Annotated in this window: 17 protein-coding genes; 8 read left to right on the top strand and 9 right to left on the bottom strand. The window is 67.0% G+C overall.

The window, feature by feature from the left end; all coding sequences use genetic code 11:
• Positions 1-363 precede the first annotated feature (363 nt).
• Both ACO1P8_RS03495 and ACO1P8_RS03500 read right to left on the bottom strand, forming a co-directional pair.
• Positions 364-2214, bottom strand: a complete 1851-nt coding sequence (locus ACO1P8_RS03495) for an ABC transporter ATP-binding protein (protein WP_486294533.1) — start codon at positions 2212-2214, stop codon at positions 364-366.
• Between the two features lie 11 nt (positions 2215-2225).
• On the bottom strand, positions 2226-3104 hold the full coding sequence (locus tag ACO1P8_RS03500; protein WP_486294534.1) for a LysR family transcriptional regulator: 879 nt from the start codon (positions 3102-3104) through the stop codon (positions 2226-2228).
• A gap of 164 nt (positions 3105-3268) precedes the next feature.
• Between ACO1P8_RS03500 and ACO1P8_RS03505 the strand changes: the two genes are divergently transcribed.
• Positions 3269-4207: an AEC family transporter gene (locus ACO1P8_RS03505; RefSeq protein WP_486294535.1), complete on the top strand. Its 939-nt coding sequence runs from the start codon at positions 3269-3271 to the stop codon at positions 4205-4207.
• A gap of 15 nt (positions 4208-4222) precedes the next feature.
• On the opposite strand, the gene ACO1P8_RS03510 is transcribed toward ACO1P8_RS03505, so the two are convergent.
• Positions 4223-4363 (bottom strand): hypothetical protein, encoded by a 141-nt coding sequence (locus tag ACO1P8_RS03510; protein WP_486294536.1) that lies wholly within the window; start codon positions 4361-4363, stop codon positions 4223-4225.
• 149 nt (positions 4364-4512) lie between these two features.
• On the opposite strand from ACO1P8_RS03510, the gene ACO1P8_RS03515 reads away from it, so the two are divergent.
• Positions 4513-5916 carry an MFS transporter gene (locus ACO1P8_RS03515; RefSeq protein ID WP_486294537.1) on the top strand — a complete coding sequence of 468 codons (1404 nt, stop codon included), beginning with the start codon at positions 4513-4515 and terminating at the stop codon, positions 5914-5916.
• 13 nt (positions 5917-5929) lie between these two features.
• Here ACO1P8_RS03515 and ACO1P8_RS03520 read toward each other — a convergent pair whose 3' ends face one another.
• Both ACO1P8_RS03520 and ACO1P8_RS03525 read right to left on the bottom strand, forming a co-directional pair.
• Positions 5930-7552: an EAL domain-containing protein gene (locus ACO1P8_RS03520; protein WP_486294538.1), complete on the bottom strand. Its 1623-nt coding sequence runs from the start codon at positions 7550-7552 to the stop codon at positions 5930-5932.
• Positions 7553-7773: 221 nt separating this feature from the next.
• Complete coding sequence (locus tag ACO1P8_RS03525; RefSeq protein ID WP_486294539.1) at positions 7774-8520, bottom strand: SDR family oxidoreductase; 747 nt, start codon at positions 8518-8520, stop codon at positions 7774-7776.
• Positions 8521-8807: 287 nt separating this feature from the next.
• Here ACO1P8_RS03525 and opgC point away from each other — a divergent pair, with 287 nt between their 5' ends.
• Entirely contained in the window at positions 8808-10031 is a 1224-nt protein-coding gene (gene opgC, locus ACO1P8_RS03530; RefSeq protein WP_486294540.1) for an OpgC domain-containing protein, read from the top strand.
• On the opposite strand, the gene ACO1P8_RS03535 is transcribed toward opgC, so the two are convergent.
• The gene (locus tag ACO1P8_RS03535; RefSeq protein ID WP_486294541.1) at positions 10012-10791 is read right to left on the bottom strand and encodes an SGNH/GDSL hydrolase family protein; all 780 of its coding nucleotides are present in this window, start codon (positions 10789-10791) and stop codon (positions 10012-10014) included. The two genes, opgC and ACO1P8_RS03535, sit on opposite strands and share 20 nt — an antisense overlap.
• Before the next feature lie 319 nt (positions 10792-11110).
• On the opposite strand from ACO1P8_RS03535, the gene ACO1P8_RS03540 reads away from it, so the two are divergent.
• The 4 genes from ACO1P8_RS03540 to ACO1P8_RS03555 all read left to right on the top strand — a co-directional run bounded on the left by ACO1P8_RS03540 (position 11111) and on the right by ACO1P8_RS03555 (position 15202).
• Positions 11111-11914 (top strand): ABC transporter ATP-binding protein, encoded by an 804-nt coding sequence (locus ACO1P8_RS03540; protein ID WP_094843689.1) that lies wholly within the window; start codon positions 11111-11113, stop codon positions 11912-11914.
• Between the two features lie 2 nt (positions 11915-11916).
• On the top strand, positions 11917-12825 hold the full coding sequence (locus tag ACO1P8_RS03545) for an ABC transporter permease (protein WP_486294542.1): 909 nt from the start codon (positions 11917-11919) through the stop codon (positions 12823-12825).
• A 73-nt stretch (positions 12826-12898) separates the two neighbouring features.
• Positions 12899-13876, top strand: a complete 978-nt coding sequence (locus ACO1P8_RS03550) for an ABC transporter substrate-binding protein (protein ID WP_486294543.1) — start codon at positions 12899-12901, stop codon at positions 13874-13876.
• Positions 13877-13885: 9 nt separating this feature from the next.
• On the top strand, positions 13886-15202 hold the full coding sequence (locus tag ACO1P8_RS03555; protein WP_486294544.1) for an amidase: 1317 nt from the start codon (positions 13886-13888) through the stop codon (positions 15200-15202).
• Positions 15203-15214: 12 nt separating this feature from the next.
• On the opposite strand, the gene ACO1P8_RS03560 is transcribed toward ACO1P8_RS03555, so the two are convergent.
• The 3 genes from ACO1P8_RS03560 to ACO1P8_RS03570 form a co-directional block, all read right to left on the bottom strand.
• Positions 15215-16177 carry an N-carbamoyl-D-amino-acid hydrolase gene (locus tag ACO1P8_RS03560; protein WP_486294545.1) on the bottom strand — a complete coding sequence of 321 codons (963 nt, stop codon included), beginning with the start codon at positions 16175-16177 and terminating at the stop codon, positions 15215-15217.
• 287 nt (positions 16178-16464) lie between these two features.
• Positions 16465-16968: a hypothetical protein gene (locus ACO1P8_RS03565; RefSeq protein ID WP_486294546.1), complete on the bottom strand. Its 504-nt coding sequence runs from the start codon at positions 16966-16968 to the stop codon at positions 16465-16467.
• Between the two features lie 137 nt (positions 16969-17105).
• Entirely contained in the window at positions 17106-18353 is a 1248-nt protein-coding gene (locus ACO1P8_RS03570) for a DUF445 domain-containing protein (protein ID WP_486294655.1), read from the bottom strand.
• 193 nt (positions 18354-18546) lie between these two features.
• Between ACO1P8_RS03570 and ACO1P8_RS03575 the strand changes: the two genes are divergently transcribed.
• Positions 18547-19443 (top strand): ketopantoate reductase family protein, encoded by an 897-nt coding sequence (locus ACO1P8_RS03575; RefSeq protein ID WP_486294547.1) that lies wholly within the window; start codon positions 18547-18549, stop codon positions 19441-19443.
• Positions 19444-19484: the final 41 nt, after the last annotated feature.

The following is a 19484-nucleotide window of genomic DNA, read 5'->3' on the forward strand; positions in this document are numbered from 1 at the left end:
ATCGACGTGCGCCGCAAGATCTTCCACCATCAGCAATCGCTACCGACGAAGCGCAAGAACCCAGCTCGTCGCAGCGACCGTGATTAAGGTAAACCGGAGTTCGCCGGGGGTGGTGCCTGTCGGGGTCAGCCCGTTGGAGCCGCGCGAGGGAATCCGGAGGGAGGACGGCCGGGCAAAAAACCCGCAAGAAAACCACCGCCACTTCGGCCGCCGTACGAAGATGACGACGCGGGAGTCCGGCGCGAAGGCGCCGGACCGGCTCCTCCGGGCTGACCCCGACAGGCACCACCCCCGGCGGACGGCATCAGCAAAACACCCGCCGACAGCAACCGTCAACGCACCAGCAAACGCTACCCAGCCGGATCACTCCAATCCCACGAACCCCCCGGTCTGCCGTCGCCACAACCTCGCATACACCCCGTCGTGCGCCAGCAATTCCGCATGGGTGCCCATCTCTACGATGTTCCCATGTTCCATCACCACCAGCCGATCCATCCTGGCTATCGTCGACAGCCGATGTGCGATCGCGATCACGGTCTTTCCGTGCATCAGCGTCTCCAGGTTCTCCTGAATCGCCGCCTCCACATCGGAATCCAGCGCGGACGTCGCTTCGTCCAGCACCAGAATCGGCGCGTCCTTCAACAGCACCCGCGCGATCGCGATACGCTGCCGCTGTCCGCCCGATAGCTTGACGCCCCGTTCTCCCACATTCGCGTCCAGTCCGCGGTGGCCTTCCCCGTCCGTCAGGTCGAAGATGAATTCGTCGGCGCGTGCCTGCCGGATCGCATGCATCAGCGCTTCCTCGCTCGCATCCGGCCGGCCGTACAGCAGGTTCTCGCGTAGCGAACGATGCAGCAGCGACGTATCCTGCGTCACCACCCCGATCTGCGCGCGCAGCGATTCCTGCGTCACCTTGGTGATATCCTGCCCGTCGATCAGAATGCGCCCCGCCTCCACGTCGTACAGCCGCAGCAGAATGCTCACCAGGGACGACTTGCCCGCCCCCGACGGCCCGATCAGCCCGATTTTTTCTCCCGGCGCCACATCCAGGTTCAGCCTGGTAAACACCAGGCCGCCCTTGCCGTACCCGAACCCCACGTTTTCGAAGCAAATCCGTCCATGGGTCACATGCAAGGGCTTCGCGTCCACGTCGTCCGCCACGACCCGCGGCCGGGCAATGGTCCGGATGCCATCCTGCACCGTCCCCACGTTCTCGAAAATCCCGTTCACCACCCACATGATCCATCCGGACATATCGGCGATCCGCATCGCCAGGCCGGTTGCCAGTGCGATATCGCCCACGGACATGCGGCCCTCGCTCCATAGCCACAGCGCCAGCCCCGGCGTGCCGGCGATCAGGATGCCGTTCAGGATCGCGATCGTGAACCCCATCCCCGTGACCAGGCGCGCCGCCATCTGCGCCTTGCCCGTTTGCTCCGCCATCGCTTCGCGCGCGTAGAGTTCCTCGCGCTGGCTGTGCGCGAAAAGCTTGAGCGTACCGATGTTGGTATAGCCGTCCACGATGCGGCCCATCAGTTTCGAGCTGGCCTCGGATGCCGTCGCCGAGCGCGATTTGACGCGCGGGACGAAGCGGATCAGCGTCAGGATGTAGCCCACGATCCAGATGATCAGCGGAATGGTCAGCCGCCAGTCCGCATCGAAGAACAGGATCAGCGCGCTGCCCGAATAGATCAATACGTGCCACACCGCGTCCACGGCCTGCAGCGTCGATTCGCGCAGCGCCACGCCCGTCTGCAGGATGCGGTTGGCGATGCGGCCGGCGAAATCGCTGTGAAAAAAGCCCAGGCCCTGCTTCACTACGTAGCGGTGGTTCTGCCAGCGAACCAGCGTGGTCAGCCCGGGCGATAACGTCTGGTGCACCAGCATATCGTGCAGGCCCGTGACGATGGGGCGCAGGACCAGGACCACCAGCGCCATGCCGACCAGCGTCTTGCCATGTTCGGCGAAAAACGCCGCCACGGGCTGGCCCCGGACCAGGTCCACGATGCGTCCCAGGAAGCGAAAGAGCGTGACGTCGATCAGCGCGCCGGCCAGGCCCACAAGCAGCAGGAAAAGCAGGGCGGTGCGCACCTGCCGCAGGTAGTGCCGGTAGAAGCGGAGCACATCGTCGGGCGGCGGTTCGTCCTGCGCCGGACGGAAAGGATCGATCAGCGTTTCGAAGCGGCGGTAGATCGGATTCGGGAAGCGGGGCATCTCGGCACTCTCTAGGCCGGCGTCGCCAGCGCCAGGAAATTGGATAGGCAGGGATTGCGGTTGCGGGGCGACCACAGCAGGACCAGCTCGGATTGCGGCGCATTGGCCAGCGGCCGGAACGCCACGCCCGGCAGGCGCGACTTGCGCATGGAAGAGGGCACCAGGGCGACGCCCACGCCTTCGTCCACCATATTCAGCACGGTTTGCTGCAACTGTACTTCCAACCGAACGATGGGTTGGAAGCCCGCCTGGCGGCAATGCTCGACGATGTTCGCGCGCAGTGCCGGGCCGACCTCGCTGGAAGTCATGATGAACGGCTCGCCGGCCAACTGGCCGATGCGCATCGGGCGACGGCTGCGCGCGCGCGGATGGCCGCGCGATAGCGCCACGCACAGCGGTTCGCGCACCACGACGCGGTTGGACAGTTCGCCGAAGTGGCCGCCGGCCATCACCACCGCGGCGTCGATGCGGCCGTCCAGGACCTGGGCGGCTAGGTCCTGGGACACGACCTCCCGGAGTTTCAGCGTCACCTCCGGGTATGCGCTGCCATAGGCCTTGGCGTAGGTGGGGATGACGCTATAGGCGGCGTACATGGTGAAGCCGATGGACAGGGCGCCGGCTTCGCCGCGCGCGGCGGCCTGCGCATTGCGGCCGGCCTGTTCCACGGCGGCAAGGATGGCCTTGGCGTCGACCAGAAAGCGTTCGCCCGCCGGTGTCAGTGCCACCATGCGGGGGTTGCGCTCCAGCAGCTTGACGCCCAGAGCCGCTTCCAGGCTGGCCAGTTGGCGGCTTAGCGGAGGCTGCGACAGATGCAGGCGCGCCGCGGCGCGCCCGAAATGGCGCGTCTCCGCCAGGGTGACGAAGTAACGCAGGGGTTTGATGTCGAGCACGATGCAGAAAAGGTATTGTCGGAGACCGAATAAAGAATTGGATTGTATTGCTGTGGCGATCTACGCTGCGCGAACCGTCGTGACCGCGGCCCTGCCCGCGGGCCCTCTGCACGGCGGCCGCGTAGCAGCCGGCACGCGATATCGCCGGTGAAGGTTTTTCCGCCATGTCCTCCACCCTGCAGATCCTCGCTCCCATCTTCGCTCTGATCCTGGCCGGTTTCGTCCTCCGCCGGCGCGGCATCGTAGGGCCCGCCGCCTGTGTGGAGCTGAACCGTTTCGTCGTTTGGCTGGCGCTGCCCGCGCTGCTGTTCAAGCTGATGGCGCATGCCACCTGGAGCCAGCTGTACCAGCCTGCCTTCGTGGCCGCCTTCGGCCTGGGCAGCGCGGCTGTCTTCATCCTGACTTTGGTATGGCGGCTGCGGCTGGGACGCCATCTGGTCGATGCCAGTGTCGACGCCATCGCCGCCTCGTATGCCAACACGGCCTATATCGGCTTTCCGCTCATCCTCGCGCTGTTCGGTAACGCGGGGGTGGCGCCCGCCACCATCGCGACGCTGCTGGTGGTGTCGGTGTTGTTCGCCATTACCGTGGCGCTGATCGAAGTGGGACTGCAGACCGAGCGCGCGCCGCACAAGGCGGGCTTGAAGGTGCTGCGAGGCATGACCCGCAATCCGCTGATCGTGGCGCCGGCGGCTGGCGCCCTGGTGGCCGTGGCGGGCCTGCGGGTGCCCGCATCGGCCGATCGTTTCCTGGATCTGCTGGGGGCGGCCGCCACGCCGTGCGCGCTGGCCTGCCTGGGATTGTTTCTGGCCGAGAAGCGGGCGGCGGCGCAATCGCGACGGGTCTCGCTGGCGCTGACGGCCGGCAAGCTTGTGCTGCAGCCGGCGCTGACGTGGTGGCTGGCGGCCCGCGTTTTCGCGATGCCGGTACCGCTGGCGCAGATGGCGGTGCTGCTGGCGGCCTTGCCCACGGGCACGGGCCCGTTCATGCTGGCGGAGTTCTATCGGCGCGAGGCCGTCATCACGGCGCGCACCATTCTGCTGTCGACGGTCGGTTCGCTGGTGTCGCTTACCGTCCTGCTGCACTGGATGCTGCAGGGGTAGTCATCGTTCGCGAGGTCAGGCCTTGACGGATCCGGCCCGGATCGCGAAGCCGATCGGATTCAGGGCCACGGCGGCCTCCTTGATCACGGCGCGGCCGTCAGCCGCATCGCCCGGAAGGGGCGGGCCGGGCCGCTCGGGCAGTTCTGCAAAATTCATGGCCAAATATCCCGCGGTTTGACAGCGCTGCTTTCAGGCAGTACACCGTTACCCGTTTTTTGCCTGGCTGACCCCCGGCCTGGCGAGGCGGGGCTGCCCGCGCCGCCCGTTGCATTGCCGGGCGCATTCCAACTGCCTTCTGGTGCCGGATGTTCCTCTCCTTCGCGGTTCAAAAAGCCTATCCCTTCGGCGCGGGCATGCCCGCCAACCAGCGCTGGGCGGCTACCCTCGGCCTGCTGCTGGGCGTGTGCATGGCCAGCCTGGATACGGCCATCGCGAATACGGCGCTGCCGGCCATCGCGCGCGACCTGCAGACTACGGAAGCCCGCTCGATCTGGGTGATCAGCTCCTACCAGCTATCCATGGTCGCGGCCCTGCTGCCGGCCGCCACGCTGGGCGAGATCGTCGGCCACCGCCGCATCATGGTGTTCGGCCTGGTGCTGTTCACGCTGGCCTCGCTTGCTTGCGGCATGGCGCCCGATCTGGAATGGCTGGTCGCCGGCCGTGTGGTGCAAGGGTTGGGAGCGGCAGCCACCATGGCGGTGAACGGCGCGATGCTGCGCTTCATCTATCCGGAAAAGTTGCTGGGGCGCGGTGTAGGGTTGAACTCGGTGATGGTCGCGCTGGCCTTCGCCGCCGGGCCGACGGCGGCATCGCTGGTGCTGACGGTGGCCACCTGGCATTGGTTGTTCCTGATCAACGTGCCGGTGGGCATGATCGCCATCTATTTCTGCCTGCGCGCGCTGCCCGTCACGACGCGCACGCGGCGTCCGTTCGACACGCTGGGCGCGATATTGTGCGCCGGGTTCCTCGCGCTGCTGGTATTCAGCCTGAACGAGGGCGCTCAGCTTGCCGCCGCGCGAACCATCGTGATCACCTCGGTGTTGTGCGTCGTGTGCCTGCTTCTGCTGCTGAGGCGCCAGGCAGGCCACCCGGCGCCTTTTCTCGCGGTGGATCTGCTGCGCCGGCCGGTGTTCGCGCTGTCGGCGGCCACTGGGGTGTGCTCGTTCGCGACACAGTCGCTGGCCTTTGTGTCGCTGCCCTTCATGCTGCAGAACGTGCTGGGCTATACGCAGGTGGAGACCGGTTTCCTGATCACGCCGTGGCCGGTGCTGGTGGCCGTGATGGCGCCCATCGCGGGCCGCCTGTCCGATCGCATGCACGTCGGCATCCTGGCCGGCGTCGGAATGGCCATGCTGGCCGTGGGCATGGTGCTGCTGGCCACCATGCCGGCCGAGCCGTCGGTGTTCGCCCTGTGCTGGCGCCTGGCGGTGTGCGGCGCGGGCTTCGGCTTCTTCCAGTCGCCCAATGTGCGGGCCATCATCACCGCCGCGCCGCCGGAGCGCGCGGGCGGGGCCAGCGGCATGGTCGGGACGGTGCGCCTGTTGGGCCAATCCAGCGGCGCGGCACTGGTGGCCGCCTGCTTTCACGTATCGACCGAGCGCGGCGCGATCCTGGCCTTGTGGCTGGGCGCCGTGTTCGCCGCCGCGGCGGCCGTCGCCAGTGTGATGCGGCTGAAGTATCGCCAGCGCCCGGCGGCGGCGAAGGGTTGATCGGCGCCCGGGTTCAGGCGGCGGTCGGGGTGGGCATGTCGAGCGGCGCGTGGGGCGGCGCCGGGCGCACCGCGGCGCGCTCGCGGGCGAGGCGCCATGCGGCCAGGTCGCGCGGCGGCATCGGCCGCGCGAAAAGGTAGCCCTGGGCGAATTGCACGCCCTTGTCGCGCAGATAGGCTTCCTGGGCCTCGGTTTCGACGCCTTCGGCGATCATCGCCAGGCCCAGTTGCTGGGCCAGCCCGATGATGGTGTCCAGCACCACGTTGCCTACTGCCTCGGTGTCGGCGGTGCTGACGAAGGCACGGTCGATTTTCAGGAAATGCGCGTGCAGCTTCTGCAGGTAGGACAGCGAGCTGTGGCCGGTGCCGAAGTCGTCCAGTGCCCATTGCACGCCGCGTTCGCGCAGTTCGGCCATGTGGGCGCGCAGCGCGGGCGTGTCGGGCAAGGGATGGCGTTCGGTAACCTCCAGGACCAGGGTGACGCCCGCGTGCGCGCGCACCCGCGACAACAGGGCGTCGACGTCGGCGACGAAGCGGTCCGCGACCATGTGCGCGCCGCAGACGTTCACGCCCAGATGGCTGCCCGGCGGCAGCTCCAGCAGTGCCAGATCGTTGGCCGCCAGCTGGAACATATGACGGGTCAGATCGTCGATGATGTGGTATTCCTCGGCGGCGGCGATGAACAGGTCCGGCCGCACATTGCCCAGTCGCGGATGGCGCCAGCGCAGCAGCGCCTCCACGCCGGACATGCGCCCGGTCGCCATGTCGATGACTGGCTGGTAGACCAGGTGGAACTGGCGCAGGCGCATGCCTTTGCGGATTTCGCCCGGGATCGATACGCGCCAGCCGTACAGACGATGAGCGAAATAGCCGCATAGCACGCTGGCCAGCAGCAGGAAGGCGGCGTAGCCGCGCCAGACATGGGCGCGCACGGCGGCGCGCTGGACCGCCAGCGGCGTCACGCGCACCTGCACCGGGAACATCGCCGAAATCGATTGCTGCGTATCGGGTCCGGGCGTGCGCGCGCTGCGCTGGCGCTCGCCGGCATCCAGCAGCGGCACGTCGCGCCGACCCAGCAGGAGGTCGACATCGTAGGCGCCATCCCGCGCGGCTGCCATTTTCAGGTCATACAGGTACTGGGCATCGAGGAAGGCCACCACGCCGAGGCCGTCGCGCACCCCTTGCGACACCATCACGGCGGGCCGGTCCGGCACCAGCAGGGTACCCGACACGGGCGTCACGTACAGTCCTTGCGGCACGTGTTCCTGCGGCGAGAGCGCGATCAGCGGCGCGTTGGGCATGCCATAGACGGACGAGCAGTAGACGATATCGTCGCGGACCAGCAGCAGCGAACGGAAGTAGGGCTGGAGGGATCCCATCTGGTGCAGCAGGGGCAGCACTTCGGCGCAGGGGCGATCCAGGCTGGGGACCAGCCTTTGCGTGACGTCCTGTGCCCGCAGCAGGATGTTTTCCAGCTGCCGGCGCAGGACGCCGGCCGTGACGCTGGCTTCGCCGGCCAGTTGGCGTTGCGCTTCGTGCAGGACGATGGGGAGGACCAGCAGAAAAGGCAACGCTGCGGCGAACAGCGTGACCAGGATGGCGGCGATCCTGCGCCGAATCGATAGGCTGGTAGGCACGCGGGGGCTTCCTCGACCATGCCGACGGCCCGATTGGCAGCCGGCGCCGCGCTATGTCATCAGAATCCCGACTAAATGTAAATGACTGATAGTTCTATCAACTGTGGGAATTTTCGTCACGCGAGCCGCGCCCGGCTGGCGCGGGATCCGATGGCGCGCGGGGGGGCGGCCGCATCGTTATCGGGCCGCGGCCGGGCGCGTTTCGCGCGCAGTGGCGCCGCTCAGCGCCCGCCGGAAACATCCAGGAATGCCCCGGTCGAATAGGCGGCCTCCGGCGTGAAAAACCACAGGATGGCGCCAGCCACTTCCCCGGCCGTGCCGCCGCGCCGCAGCGGCACGCTGTTCTTGACGCGTTCGACACGCCCCGGCTCGCCGCCGCTGGCGTGGATTTCGGTATCGATGACACCCGGCCGCACCGCATTCACCCGTATGCCTTCGTCGGCGACTTCGCGCGCCAGGCCGATGGTCAGCGTATCGATTGCGCCCTTGGATGCGGCGTAGTCCACGTATTCCCCCGGCGAACCCAGGCGGGCCGCCATGGACGATACGTTGACGATGACGCCGCCCTGGCCGCCTTCCCGCGTGGACATGCGGCTGACCGCTTCTCGGCAGCAGGTGAAGACGGCCACCACATTCACTTCCAGGATGCGGCGCAGGCGGGCGGAGTCCATGTCGCGCACGCGCATTTGCTGTTCCAGGATGCCGGCGTTGTTGACCAGGCCATCCAGGCGGCCGAAATGCTCGTCGATCGTCGAGAACAGCGACTGGATCTGCGACTCGTCGGCCATGTCGGCCCGCACGGCAATGGCGCGGCCGCCCGCGGCCTCGATGCGGCCGACGACCTCGCCGGCGGCGGAGGCGTTTTCCTTGTAGTTCACGCAGACGGCGTAGCCGCGCTGCGCCGCCAGTATCGCGGTTGCGGCGCCGATGCCGCGGCTGGCACCGGTGACCAGCATGACTTTTTGCATGGGGGTGTCTCCGTGGAAGCAATGTAGCGACATCCTCGCCCAGCCGGCCCCGAAGGGCAATGCCGCGCCCGAATAGGGGCGCCGGGGCGAGGGCGCAGGCGGATTGTGCATGAATCTCGCATGCTTGTTCCGGGATGCAACCCGGGCACGGCGCCTGCGCCCGCGTCGAAACAGAACGCTACAACCATGGCGTGCATGCGCCCCACAAGAGTGTCAGGCTTCAGGCTTACGGGTTTTCCCCAGCGTGATGTACCCTTAGGGGTTTTCCCGAATCTCATGGATGCCGCATGGCCATGCCTTCCTCCTCCTGCCTGTCGCGTGTTCCCTTCGCCGCCGCGCCGAGCATCGCGGCCGGGCGTTCGCGTTTGTGGGAGCTGGATGCGCTGCGCGGCCTGATGCTGGTGCTGATGCTGTCCACGCATCTGCCCACCAACTTCGGCATCCCGAGCAGTCAGCCCCTGGGCTTCGTGTCGGCCGCCGAGGGCTTCGTCATGCTGTCCGCGTACATGGCCGGGCTGGTCTATACGCAGCGCTATCTGCGCCACGGTATCCCGTCCATGCAGCGCGCCTTCCTGAAGCGCGCGCTGGTGGTCTACGGTTGCCAGGCCGCCTCCCTGCTGTTTCTCTTCACCGTCATCGCCGGGCTGGGCATATCCTTGTCGCAGCCGGCGGTGCAGAACCTGATCTGGTTCTATCTGCAGCACCCGCTCACGGCCCTGCTGTCCAGCCTGGCACTGATCTACAACCCGCCCTTGCTGGACATCCTGCCGGTCTACGTGTTGTTCATGCTGGCCAGTCCTTTCGTGCTGACCTACGGCCTGCGCCACGGCTGGCGCGCCATATTGATCCTGAGCGGCGTGCTGTGGTTCGCGACGCAGTTCGAACTGTCGCGCTTCCTGTATGGCGGAGTCGTGGCGATGACCGGCCTGCCGGTGCCATTCAGCGAAACCGGTGCGTTCGAAACCTTCGGCTGGCAGTTGCTGTGGGTGTTCGGCCTGTGGCTGGGGTCGACGCACGCCCGCATACCGCCGGAAGAGCGGCGGCCGATCCCGTCGCCCGTGGTCTTCGGCGCGGCGGTGATCGCCGGCACTTTCTTTATCTGGCGCCATATTGCCGGCCTGGGCGCCTTCCCCGATGGAAACCCTTTCAATTTCCTGTTCGACAAATGGCACCTGGGCATCCTGCGCCTGTTGAACTTCATGTCGCTGGTGGTGCTGGCGATGCACTTCGGCGGCTGGCTGAAGGCGCGGCTGCCGCGCATAGGCTTGCTGGAAACCCTGGGCCGGGCATCGCTCTCGGTGTTCTGCGCCCACCTGGTCATCGTCCTGATGGTGCTTACCATCATCGGCGAGCCCTCCCCGGACCGCCCGCTCTGGCGGGACTTGCTGCTGTATTGCGGCAGCGTGCTGGCGCTTTACGTGGTGGCGCGATTGGTCGGGGACAACAAAGCGCGGCGGGCTGCCCCATCCGCGTCGCCGCGTCCGGCCCACCTTAATTCAGATGGGCCGTAATGACCCGCTTCCATAGCGCATAGCCCTGCGTGTTCAAGTGCAGCTGGTCGTCGCGGAAAAGTTCCGCGCGTGGCTGGCCGGCGGCATTCAGCATCGGCGTATAGATATCGATGAAGTCCGTGTTGCGGGTCTTCAGGGTGTAGTCGCGGATCAGTGCGTTGGCCTGCCGGATCGCCGGCATCAGCGCCGCGCGCGAGGGGCTGGGCTTGATGGAAATGTAGGCGATACGGGTTGCCGGCATGGTTTCGCGCACCCCGTCGACGAAAGCCGTGAACGCCTGCAGTACCTGTTCCGGCGTGCGGCCCTCGGCCAGATCGTTGTCGCCCGCATACACCAGGACCAGACGAGGCTTGTAGGGCTGCACCAGTTGGTGCAGATGGCGGGCGCAATCCAGCATTCGCGATCCGCCGAACCCGCGCTTGACCACCACGGGCAGGGACTGGAATTCCGTTTCCAGGCCGTTCCACAGGCGGATCGACGAACTGCCGACAAAAAGCACTCCGCCCGGTGTGGGCGGATGCGCCTGATCAGCGGGGGGGAACGCCGCCAGGCTTTCGGCCCAGCGGTCGTTCGCCGGGCTGACGGCGACGGCTGACCCGGTCACGGGCGCCGCATTCCCCTTGGGTGCCGCAGTTATTGCGGGTCCGGTACCCGGCGGCGCGGCCTGCGCGTGCGCCGCGGACGGCATGGTGCCGCCAGCCACCGCGACGGCGGCCATCAAGGCCGCCGCCAGCGAAGCGCAGGTACGTCGGAAAACCATCCGGATAGGTATTGTCTGTAGTCGGGAACAATTCAGCGCAATCATGCGGCCTTTCGCGGCGGGGATGTATTAGCGCTTCCCCGAACCGCCCCGCGGAACGGGATTTTGTGGCGCCGGCGCGACGTCTGCGCCAGGCTGGTGCCACCCCTTGCCGGCCGAGGCACCAGCGTCGGGCGCGTCCGGCGCACGATGTCGGCGCACGGTCCCCTTCGGAAGAACCGGCGGAAACGCCGGCCGCGCCGGGAAAGCGGGCCGCTGTTCTGCCTATCGAAATTGGCATGGGTTTTGCATTCCCTCCTTGGTAAGGAGAGTTGCATCCATGTCCCTGATTCCGCCTTCGGCCTCCACGCCGGTCCAATTGAGCATACGCGAGGTCCGCAAGTCCTTTCCCGGCAAGGGAGGCGCCGTGCAGGTGCTGGATGGCCTGAGCTTCGACATCTATGAGAAAGACTTCGTCAGCATCATCGGCCCCAGCGGCTGCGGCAAATCGACCATCTTCAACATCATCGCCGGCCTGCTGCAGGCCGACAGCGGCCAGTTGATCTATCGCGGCGAAGCCGTCTCCAGCATGCGCGGGCGGGTCGGCTACATGATGCAGAAGGACCTGCTGTTCCCGTGGCGCACCGTGCTGGAGAACGTGCTGCTGGGGTTGAAGATCCGCGGGGTCGCCGAACGGGAGGCCGTGGATACGGCACGCGAATACCTGTCTACCTTCGGCTTGTCCGGGTTCGAAAAAGCCTATCCGCAAACGTTGTCCGGCGGTATGCGCCAGCGGGTGGCGCTGATGCGCACGCTGATCATGGATCCCGACATCCTGCTGCTGGACGAACCGTTTTCCGCGCTGGACTACCAGACGCGGCTATATCTCGAAAGCGTCCTGCTCGAAGCCGTGGAGACTTTCCACAAGACCGTCATCCTGGTGACCCATGACGTGGACGAGGCGGTCGCGCTGTCGCGCCGCGTGGTCGCCCTCAGCGGCAGGCCGACGCGGGTAAAGAATGTGCACCACATCGATATCGAGCGCGGCAGTCCCGTCGAAGCGAGGGCCGACCGCCGCTTTTCGGAATACTTCCATACCCTGTGCGGCGAGCTGGATATCCAGACCCGGAAGAAGGCAGCCTGATCATGTCATCGATACCTCAACGTACCGGCGTGCCGGCACCCCAGGGCGGGACCGCGGCTTCCACGGCGACGCCACGCCACGCGATGGCCGGCTTGGCCGATGCATCGGCCAAGCCGCGCCGCCGCATATTCGATACGGCGGCGGGGCGCGGCCTGCTGCAGCTGCTGGCCGTGGTAGTTTTCTTCCTGGTATGGGAGGCCGGCGTCCGGGTGGGCTGGATATCCGAGTTCCTGATCGGCAAGCCCAGCGGCATCTGGGCGATCTTCATCAAGAGCGTGATGGATGGTTCGCTGTTGTGGGATACCGGCTTTACGCTGTTCGAGGCGCTGCTGGGCTTTGTCGCCGGCACGGCGGTCGGCTCGGTCCTGGGACTGGCCATGTGGTATTCGGTGTTCGTCGCGAGGCTGGTTGAGCCGTTCATCGTGGCGATCAATAGCGTGCCGAAGATCGCGCTCGCGCCGATCGTGCTGCTGTGGTTCGGTACGGGCCTGATTTCCAAGGTGGCGCTCGTCATATCGATGACCGCGGTGGTGGCGCTGATCGCGGCCTACCAGGCGGCGAAGGACGCCGACAAGGATCTGCAGGCGCTGCTGTATTCGATGGGCGGCAGCAAGCACCAGATCTTCTACGGCGTTATCGTGCCTTCCGCGCTGCCGGCCATCATCGCGAATTTCCGCATCAATATCGGCCTGGGCCTGGTGGGTGCGGTGGTCGGCGAATTCATTTCATCCAAGTATGGCCTCGGCCATCTCATTTACACCGCATCCAGCCTGTACGACCTGAACTCGGTGTGGGTCGGCCTGTTCGTGCTGATGCTGGTGGGCTTCCTGCTGTATCACGCGATCGATGCGCTGGAACGCAATCTCCTGCCGTGGAAGTCCGACGACGGCCGGCCGCATATCCAGGTGTAAAGCGATTCCCCCCCCGCGCGCCGCCAGGGGCGGCGCGCGTTCTTCACGTTGCCCCCTTCGGAGGTTGCAAGTCATGCGTTTTTCCAAGAGTCGCCTGGCCGGGCTGCTGGTCGCCGCGTCGCTGGCCATCGTGGCCGCTCCGGCATCGGCCCAGGTCAAGAAGGTTACGGTTTCGCAGGCGTTCCAGTCGATGCTGTACCTGCCTTTGTACGTCGCGATGGACCAGGGCTTTTTCAAGCAGCAGGGTCTGGAGGTAAACAAGGAGACCGCCGGCTCGCCGACGGCCGCGCTATCCGCGGTGCTGTCGGGCAGCGCGCAGTTTTCCGTGCACGGCCCCGAGTGGACCGCCATTGCCGCGTCCAAGGGCGCGAAGGTGGGCATTATCAGCAACGTGGTCAACGGCGCGGCCGTCTACATCGCCACTACGCCGGACTTTCACTTCGATGGCGTGAAAAGCCTGAAAGGCCAGAAGGTGGTGACCGGCCTGATGCCGACCACCAGCACGTCGCTGTTCATCAAGCTGTTGAAGGAAAACGGCATGAACGCGGACAAGGACGTCGACATGATCCAGGTGCAGACGGGTTCGGAAGCAGGTCCCTTCCTGGGCGGACAGGCGAAGGTCGCGGTGCTCTATGAGCCGGGGCTGGACCAGGTCGCCGCGCAGGGAATGAAGGTAGTGCTCGGCTTTCCCAAGCAGTACGGGCCCTACGCGTTTTCGTCGGTGACCGCGCGTTCCGACGTGGACCCGGATGCCGCGCAGCGCCTGGTCAATGGCATGGAGCTGGCCCTGCGCTTCATGCAGACCAACCATGACCAGACGGTCAAGATCGCCTTGAAAGAGTTCCCCACGCTGGACCCCAAGGTGGTGACCAATGCCGTGGACCGCATGCTGGCGGACAACGTTTATCCCAAGAGCGTCGAAACGACGGCCCAAGCATTCAAGACGGGTATGGATACGCAGATCGCCCTGGGCAACCTGAAGGCGCAGCCCGACTACGCGACCTTTGTCGTACCGACGTATGTGAAGAAAGCCCTCGCGCTGCCCCGATAGGCCGATGCCATGACGATGACCGCTCCCGCATTACCCGGCCTGCTGGAAGCCCTGCGCGGCTTCGAGGCCGGTACCCTGGACCGAGATGCCTACCTGCGCGCCTGCGCGGCGCGCGCCGACGAGTGCGAGCCCTGGCTCAAGGCCTTCGTCACGCGCGTGCCCACGTCCCAGTTAACGGCCGCCGCGGACGGCCCCCTGGCCGGGATCCCCGTCGGCGTGAAAGACATCATCGCCACGGCAGGGCTGCGCACCACCAACGGGTCGGCGATTTTCGCGGACCACGTGCCGGTGGAGGACGCGGCCATCGTCACCGCCATCAAGCGCCTGGGCGGCACGGTGTTCGGCAAGACCGTCACGACGGAGTTCGCGTTCCGCCATCCGGGGCCGACGGTCAACCCCTGGAACGCCGCGCATACGCCGGGCGGGTCGTCCAGCGGCTCCGCCGCCGCGGTGGCCGCCGGTATCGTTCCCCTGGCGCTGGGCACCCAAACGATGGGGTCCATCGTGCGGCCGGCGGCCTATTGCGGTGTCGTCGGCTTCAAGGCCAGTTTCGGCGCCGTGCCGCGCGAGGGTGTGCATCCGCTATCGGGTTCCCTCGATCATGTCGGTTTCATGGCGCGCAGCGTAGACGATGTGGCGTATGCCCTGGCGCTGCTGGGGGACCCCGGTTATGCACTGGCCGACGGCGCGGACCTGGCCGCGCTGCGCATCGGTCCCCAGCGCGGGCTCGCGCCTTTGCCCTCGCCGTCGCTCGCGCTGGTGTGCGCGCCGGACTGGCACAAGGTCGGCGCCGAGCAGAAGGCCGTGCTTGAACAGGCGGTCGCCAAACTGCGGCGCTCCGGCGCATCGGTCGTGGAGGTCGTCGTGCCCGAGATCGGCGCCCCCACGCTGGAGTCGCTGCGGCACATTCTGGGACGCGAGGCGCTGGATATCTATGGCGATCTCGTCGCGCGCTATCCCGAGCGCGCCAGCGCGCCGCTCAAGGGCCTGGTCGAGGAGTCCCGCGCGGTGACGCAGGCCGCCTACGTGGCCGCGCGGCGCACGCAGCGTGAACTGCGTGCGGCCTTGTCCACGCGACTGTCCGGCTACGACGCCGTCCTGACGGTTCCCGCCAGCGGCGAGGCGCCCGAAGGCCTGCATGACACCGGCGATGCATCCTGGTGCGCGCCCTGGACCTTCCTGGGGTTTCCCGCGCTGACGGTGCCGGCGGGACGATCCGCGCGCGGCTTGCCGCTCGGCGTGCAGGTGGTGGGCACATACGGGCGCGATGTGCCGGCCCTGCGCGTGGCCCGATGGATCGAGCTGGTGCTGGCGGACCAGGCTTGATCCGCCGGCCGGTTAGCGCGCTTCCGGCGGCAGCGGCAGCGGGTCGCCGGCGCCGGTGCGCTCCACGATGAGCCGGTAGTGCTGCGGGCTGCGGTGCTTGGCGAAATTGAAGACGTGCTGGCGGAAGGTCGTGCCCAGGTCCAGGTCGATCTGCGCCGTGATGACCTCGTCTTCCTCGCCGCTGGCGCGCGCCACGATTTCGCCGGACGGGGCCACGATCATGGAGCTGCCGATCATGTGGAATCCGTCTTCCGAGCCGCACTTGGCGGCGGCGCCGATCCACACCGCATTCTGGTAGGCGCTGGCCTGCAGCACGATTTCATGGTGGAAGGTGCGCAGGTGCACGGGCTCGGTCCAGTGGATATTCCAGGACGGCGTGTTGTAGCCCAGCACGATCAGTTCGGCGCTCTGCAAGGACATCGCGCGCCAGGTCTCGGGCCAGCGGCGGTCGTTGCAGATGCACATGCCGACATTGACGTCCTGCGTATTCCAGACGGGAAAGCCCAGATCGCCGACCTGGAAGAACTTCTTTTCCAGGTGCTGGAAGGGCGCGTCCGGCTTGTGGTCGTCATGGCCGGGCAGGTGTACCTTGCGGTACTTGCCGACGACCTTGGCTGCGCGGTCCACCAGGACCGCCGTGTTGAAGCGGCGCCCGTCCGGCGTCAGCTCGGCATAGCCCAGATAAAAGCCCACGCCCAGCTCGCGCGCGGCGTCGAACAGCGGCTGCACGTCGGCATTGGGCATGGCGCGCTCGAAATAGCGTTCCACCGCCTCTTCTTCCGTCATCCAATAACGGGGGAAGAAAGTGGTCAGGGCCAGTTCGGGAAAGACCACGAAAGTCGCCTGGCGCGCTGCGGCCTCGCGCAGCATGTCGACCAGCCGCTTGACGACGGCCTGGCGCGAGTCGGCCAGGTGGACCGGGCCCATTTGGGCGACGGCCAATCCGAACTTGCGGGCGCGGGATGTCTGGGACATGGGGAAGGGCTCCGGAAAAGAGGGGGGTGGACGCGAAGTCCGGCGGCCGGCCCCCGCGCATGATCCTGCTGCGATTCAGACGCAATGCGCGCATGATGCGCGAAGGCGTCCGCCGACGGAACCCGGGCGATGGTGCGCCCGTTTGCGGCGCAGCATCGGCATCGTCCTTGCAAGTCGCTGATATGCAAGGACTTTGTCCGGCCGGAGCTGTGGCCTGCCGGGCCCGGACATAACGTGGCCTTATAGGCGCCGCACAAATCTCGATGGCATCGCGGCGGCGCGCGGGTCTATTCGCTGCGCTGGTAGCGCTGGTCCGGGCCGGAGTGATAGTGCGTGACGCGGTCGCCGCGCGGGCCGAAGTAGACGTACATGACGGAATGCCAGCGCCCGTCCAGGACGTAGTAGTACGACCAGACCACCTCATGCTTGTCGCCCAGGCCGACCGCGCCGATCCTGGCGGGCGGACCGAATTCGCAGCGCACCTCGGCGGGCGTCCAATCGCCCTGGCGCAGCCGCTCGAAGTGTTCGGGCGACATCAGGTCTTGCATGCGCACCGCGCGTCCCTGTGCGTCCAGGTCGGTGCCCCAGGCGTTGCTGCCGGAAGGCAATTGCGACCAGACCACCCGCCGGGTGCCGTCGGGGCGGGTGCAGGTATAGGTGGGGACGCCATAGCGGGATTGCATATCGGCCAGTGGCATGCCGGGTGGCGTGTCGGCGATATTGGCGCAGCCGGCCAGCAGGCCGGCGATAAACAGAGCGGCGGCGCGGGTGCGCCGGCATGGGCGGATCATGGCGGTTTCCTGCGGATTGCCCAAGGGGCGATGGCCAGCCCGGCGCGGGCCCCGCCTGTATGGCTACGGCGGGCCGCGCCGGGCCGGCGGATCGAGCTTAACGCCGGGACGCCCCGTCTTTCCAGCCGTTTTTCGCTTCATCGGGATTGCGCCAGCCAGACGCAGGCATGCAGGGCCAGCCCGATCAACCCGCCCACCACCATGCCATTGAAGCGGATGTACTGCAGGTCGCGGCCTATGCTGAGCTCCAGTTCGTCGACGAATTGGCGTTCGTCCCAGTTGCGGACGGTCTGCGAGATGTGGTCCGTGATGCCCTGGCGCAAACCGGCAGCCAGGCGTTCCGCGCCGGCCAGCACATGCTGGTTGATCGCATCGCGCAGCGCCGGGTCCGAGCCCAAATTGCGGCCCAGGGCCGTGAGTGTGCTCGACAGATGCCTGCCCAGGGCCGAATCGCTGCTGGCCAGGTCGCGCCGCAGGGCATCGCGCACCTCGTCCCAGATGCCCTGTACGTACTCGCGCACTTGCTCGTGCGCGATGACGTTTTCCTTGACCTGCGCCACCTGGCGTTGCAGGTCCGGATCGTCGCGCAACCGCGCCATATAGCCGCCCAGCCAAATCTCGTAGTCGCGCCGCAGCGGGTGATCGGGCTGCGCCAGTACATCGTGCAACTCGTCCAGCAGCGCCCGCGCCAGGCGGTCGGCCAACGTGTCGGCGATGTCGTCCACCGGTTTGACCAGGTTCAGCGCCTTGGCCATGCGCGGCCATTCCTTGCGCGCGTATTTCACCATCACGGCCGCCGCGCGCTCCTTCATCTGTTCGCCCTGCAGGTAGGTGGCCAGGCGCTTCAGCGCTTCATCCAGCAAGGCATGATGGCGTCCGTCGCGCGCCAGCAGGTCGAAGAGCTCGCCCGCGGTCTGTGCCGCATTCCATTCGCGCAGCCGCCGCACGACGAAGCCGTGTATGCCTTCGCGCACCGCCTGTTCGTCCATCAGGTCCATCGCGCGCAGGGCCCACGCGCGGGCCGTGCCCGCCACTACCTGGGCCTGGCGGGGATCGCTCAGCCACTGGCCCAGGCGCGCGGCCGGATCGAACACGCGCAGGCGTTCCAGCAGCGAAACCGGGTCCAGGAAGTGATCGCGCACGAATACCGCCAGGTTGTCCGCGATGCGGGCCTTGTTGGAAGGAATGATGGCGGTGTGCGGAATCGGCAGGCCCAGCGGCCGGCGAAACAGCGCCACCACCGCGAACCAGTCCGCCAGCGCGCCTATCGTCGCCGCTTCGCAGAAGGCGCGCACCCATGCCCACGTGCCTTGGGCCCCCATCGCGTAGCTGACGGCCACGCCGGCCAGTGTCGCGGCCAGCGATGCGAGGGCCAGGGTTTTCATGCGGCGCAGGGATGTCCGGCGGGAATCGGCAGGCAACGACGGGTCTCCGGGGCGGGAAGGGGTGTTTGGGTCGGGCGGCAATGCGGTTAGTATCTCTCAGGATGGGCAATGCCCCATCGCCATGGGCAAGCGCCGGTCCCGCGCCGCTTCAGGCAGTACGCCAACGGCGCGGCGGCATCAAAGGAGATAACGCATGAAAGTCGCGGTCATGGGCGCCGGCGCGGTCGGTTGCTACTTCGGGGCCATGCTGGCCCGCGCCGGCCACGAGGTGACACTGATCGGCCGTCCTGTCCATGTCGAGGCCGTCCGCGCCAAGGGCCTGTTCCTGGATACCCGGGCCTTCCAGGCCCATGTGCCCATGAAGGCCGATACCGCGCCCGAGGCCGCTGGCGGTGCCGATGTGGTCCTTTTCTGCGTCAAGTCCGCCGACACCGAAACCGCCGGGCGGGCGCTGGCGCCTTATCTCGGCCGCGACGCGCTGGTGCTGAGCCTGCAGAACGGGGTGGACAACGCGCAGCGTCTGCAGGCCATCCTGCCGCAGACAGTGGTCCCCGCCGTCGTGTACGTCGCCACCGAGATGGCCGGCCCCGGGCACGTCAGGCACCATGGACGCGGCGAGCTGGTCATCGGCAGCTCCGGTGCCAGCCGGCGCTTCGCCGACGAATGCGCGGCCGCCGGTGTGCCGGTCGATATCTCGGATAACGTCATCGGCGCGCTCTGGGCCAAGCTGATCGTCAATTGCGCCTACAACGCCCTGTCGGCCATTGCCCGCATGCCCTACGGGGACCTGTACCAGGGCGAGGGCGTGCAGCAAGTCATGCGCGACGTCGTGCACGAATGCCTGGCCGTGGCCCAGGCCGAAGGTGTCGAGGTTCCGGGCGACAGCTGGGCCGCCGTGTTGAAGATCGTCGAAACCATGCCGACCCAGTTCTCGTCGACCGCGCAGGACATGGCGCGCGGCAAGCCGACGGAAATCGACTATCTGAACGGCTACATCGAACGCAAAGGGCGCGAGCGGGCGATCGCCACACCGGTCAACCGCACGCTGCATGCCCTGGTCAAGCTGCTGGAACGCCGGGCGGCATCCTAGGGCCTGTTAACAGGCCCTAGCGCTATCGGCACGAAAACCGA

This window comes from Bordetella sp., from assembly GCF_057362025.1.

Excerpts from the sequence above, each read along its gene's own strand:
- ACO1P8_RS03555 (WP_486294544.1), top strand. The coding sequence starts at position 13,886 with ATGACGATGACCGCTCCCGCATTACCCGGCCTGCTGGAAGCCCTGCGC.
- ACO1P8_RS03560 (WP_486294545.1), bottom strand. The coding sequence starts at position 16,177 with ATGTCCCAGACATCCCGCGCCCGCAAGTTCGGATTGGCCGTCGCCCAA.
- ACO1P8_RS03515 (WP_486294537.1), top strand. The coding sequence starts at position 4,513 with ATGTTCCTCTCCTTCGCGGTTCAAAAAGCCTATCCCTTCGGCGCGGGC.
- ACO1P8_RS03505 (WP_486294535.1), top strand. The coding sequence starts at position 3,269 with ATGTCCTCCACCCTGCAGATCCTCGCTCCCATCTTCGCTCTGATCCTG.
- ACO1P8_RS03495 (WP_486294533.1), bottom strand. The coding sequence starts at position 2,214 with ATGCCCCGCTTCCCGAATCCGATCTACCGCCGCTTCGAAACGCTGATC.
- ACO1P8_RS03510 (WP_486294536.1), bottom strand. The coding sequence starts at position 4,363 with ATGAATTTTGCAGAACTGCCCGAGCGGCCCGGCCCGCCCCTTCCGGGC.
- ACO1P8_RS03565 (WP_486294546.1), bottom strand. The coding sequence starts at position 16,968 with ATGATCCGCCCATGCCGGCGCACCCGCGCCGCCGCTCTGTTTATCGCC.
- ACO1P8_RS03550 (WP_486294543.1), top strand. The coding sequence starts at position 12,899 with ATGCGTTTTTCCAAGAGTCGCCTGGCCGGGCTGCTGGTCGCCGCGTCG.
- ACO1P8_RS03525 (WP_486294539.1), bottom strand. The coding sequence starts at position 8,520 with ATGCAAAAAGTCATGCTGGTCACCGGTGCCAGCCGCGGCATCGGCGCC.
- ACO1P8_RS03540 (WP_094843689.1), top strand. The coding sequence starts at position 11,111 with ATGTCCCTGATTCCGCCTTCGGCCTCCACGCCGGTCCAATTGAGCATA.
- ACO1P8_RS03535 (WP_486294541.1), bottom strand. The coding sequence starts at position 10,791 with ATGGTTTTCCGACGTACCTGCGCTTCGCTGGCGGCGGCCTTGATGGCC.
- ACO1P8_RS03575 (WP_486294547.1), top strand. The coding sequence starts at position 18,547 with ATGAAAGTCGCGGTCATGGGCGCCGGCGCGGTCGGTTGCTACTTCGGG.
- opgC (WP_486294540.1), top strand. The coding sequence starts at position 8,808 with ATGGCCATGCCTTCCTCCTCCTGCCTGTCGCGTGTTCCCTTCGCCGCC.
- ACO1P8_RS03545 (WP_486294542.1), top strand. The coding sequence starts at position 11,917 with ATGTCATCGATACCTCAACGTACCGGCGTGCCGGCACCCCAGGGCGGG.
- ACO1P8_RS03570 (WP_486294655.1), bottom strand. The coding sequence starts at position 18,353 with ATGAAAACCCTGGCCCTCGCATCGCTGGCCGCGACACTGGCCGGCGTG.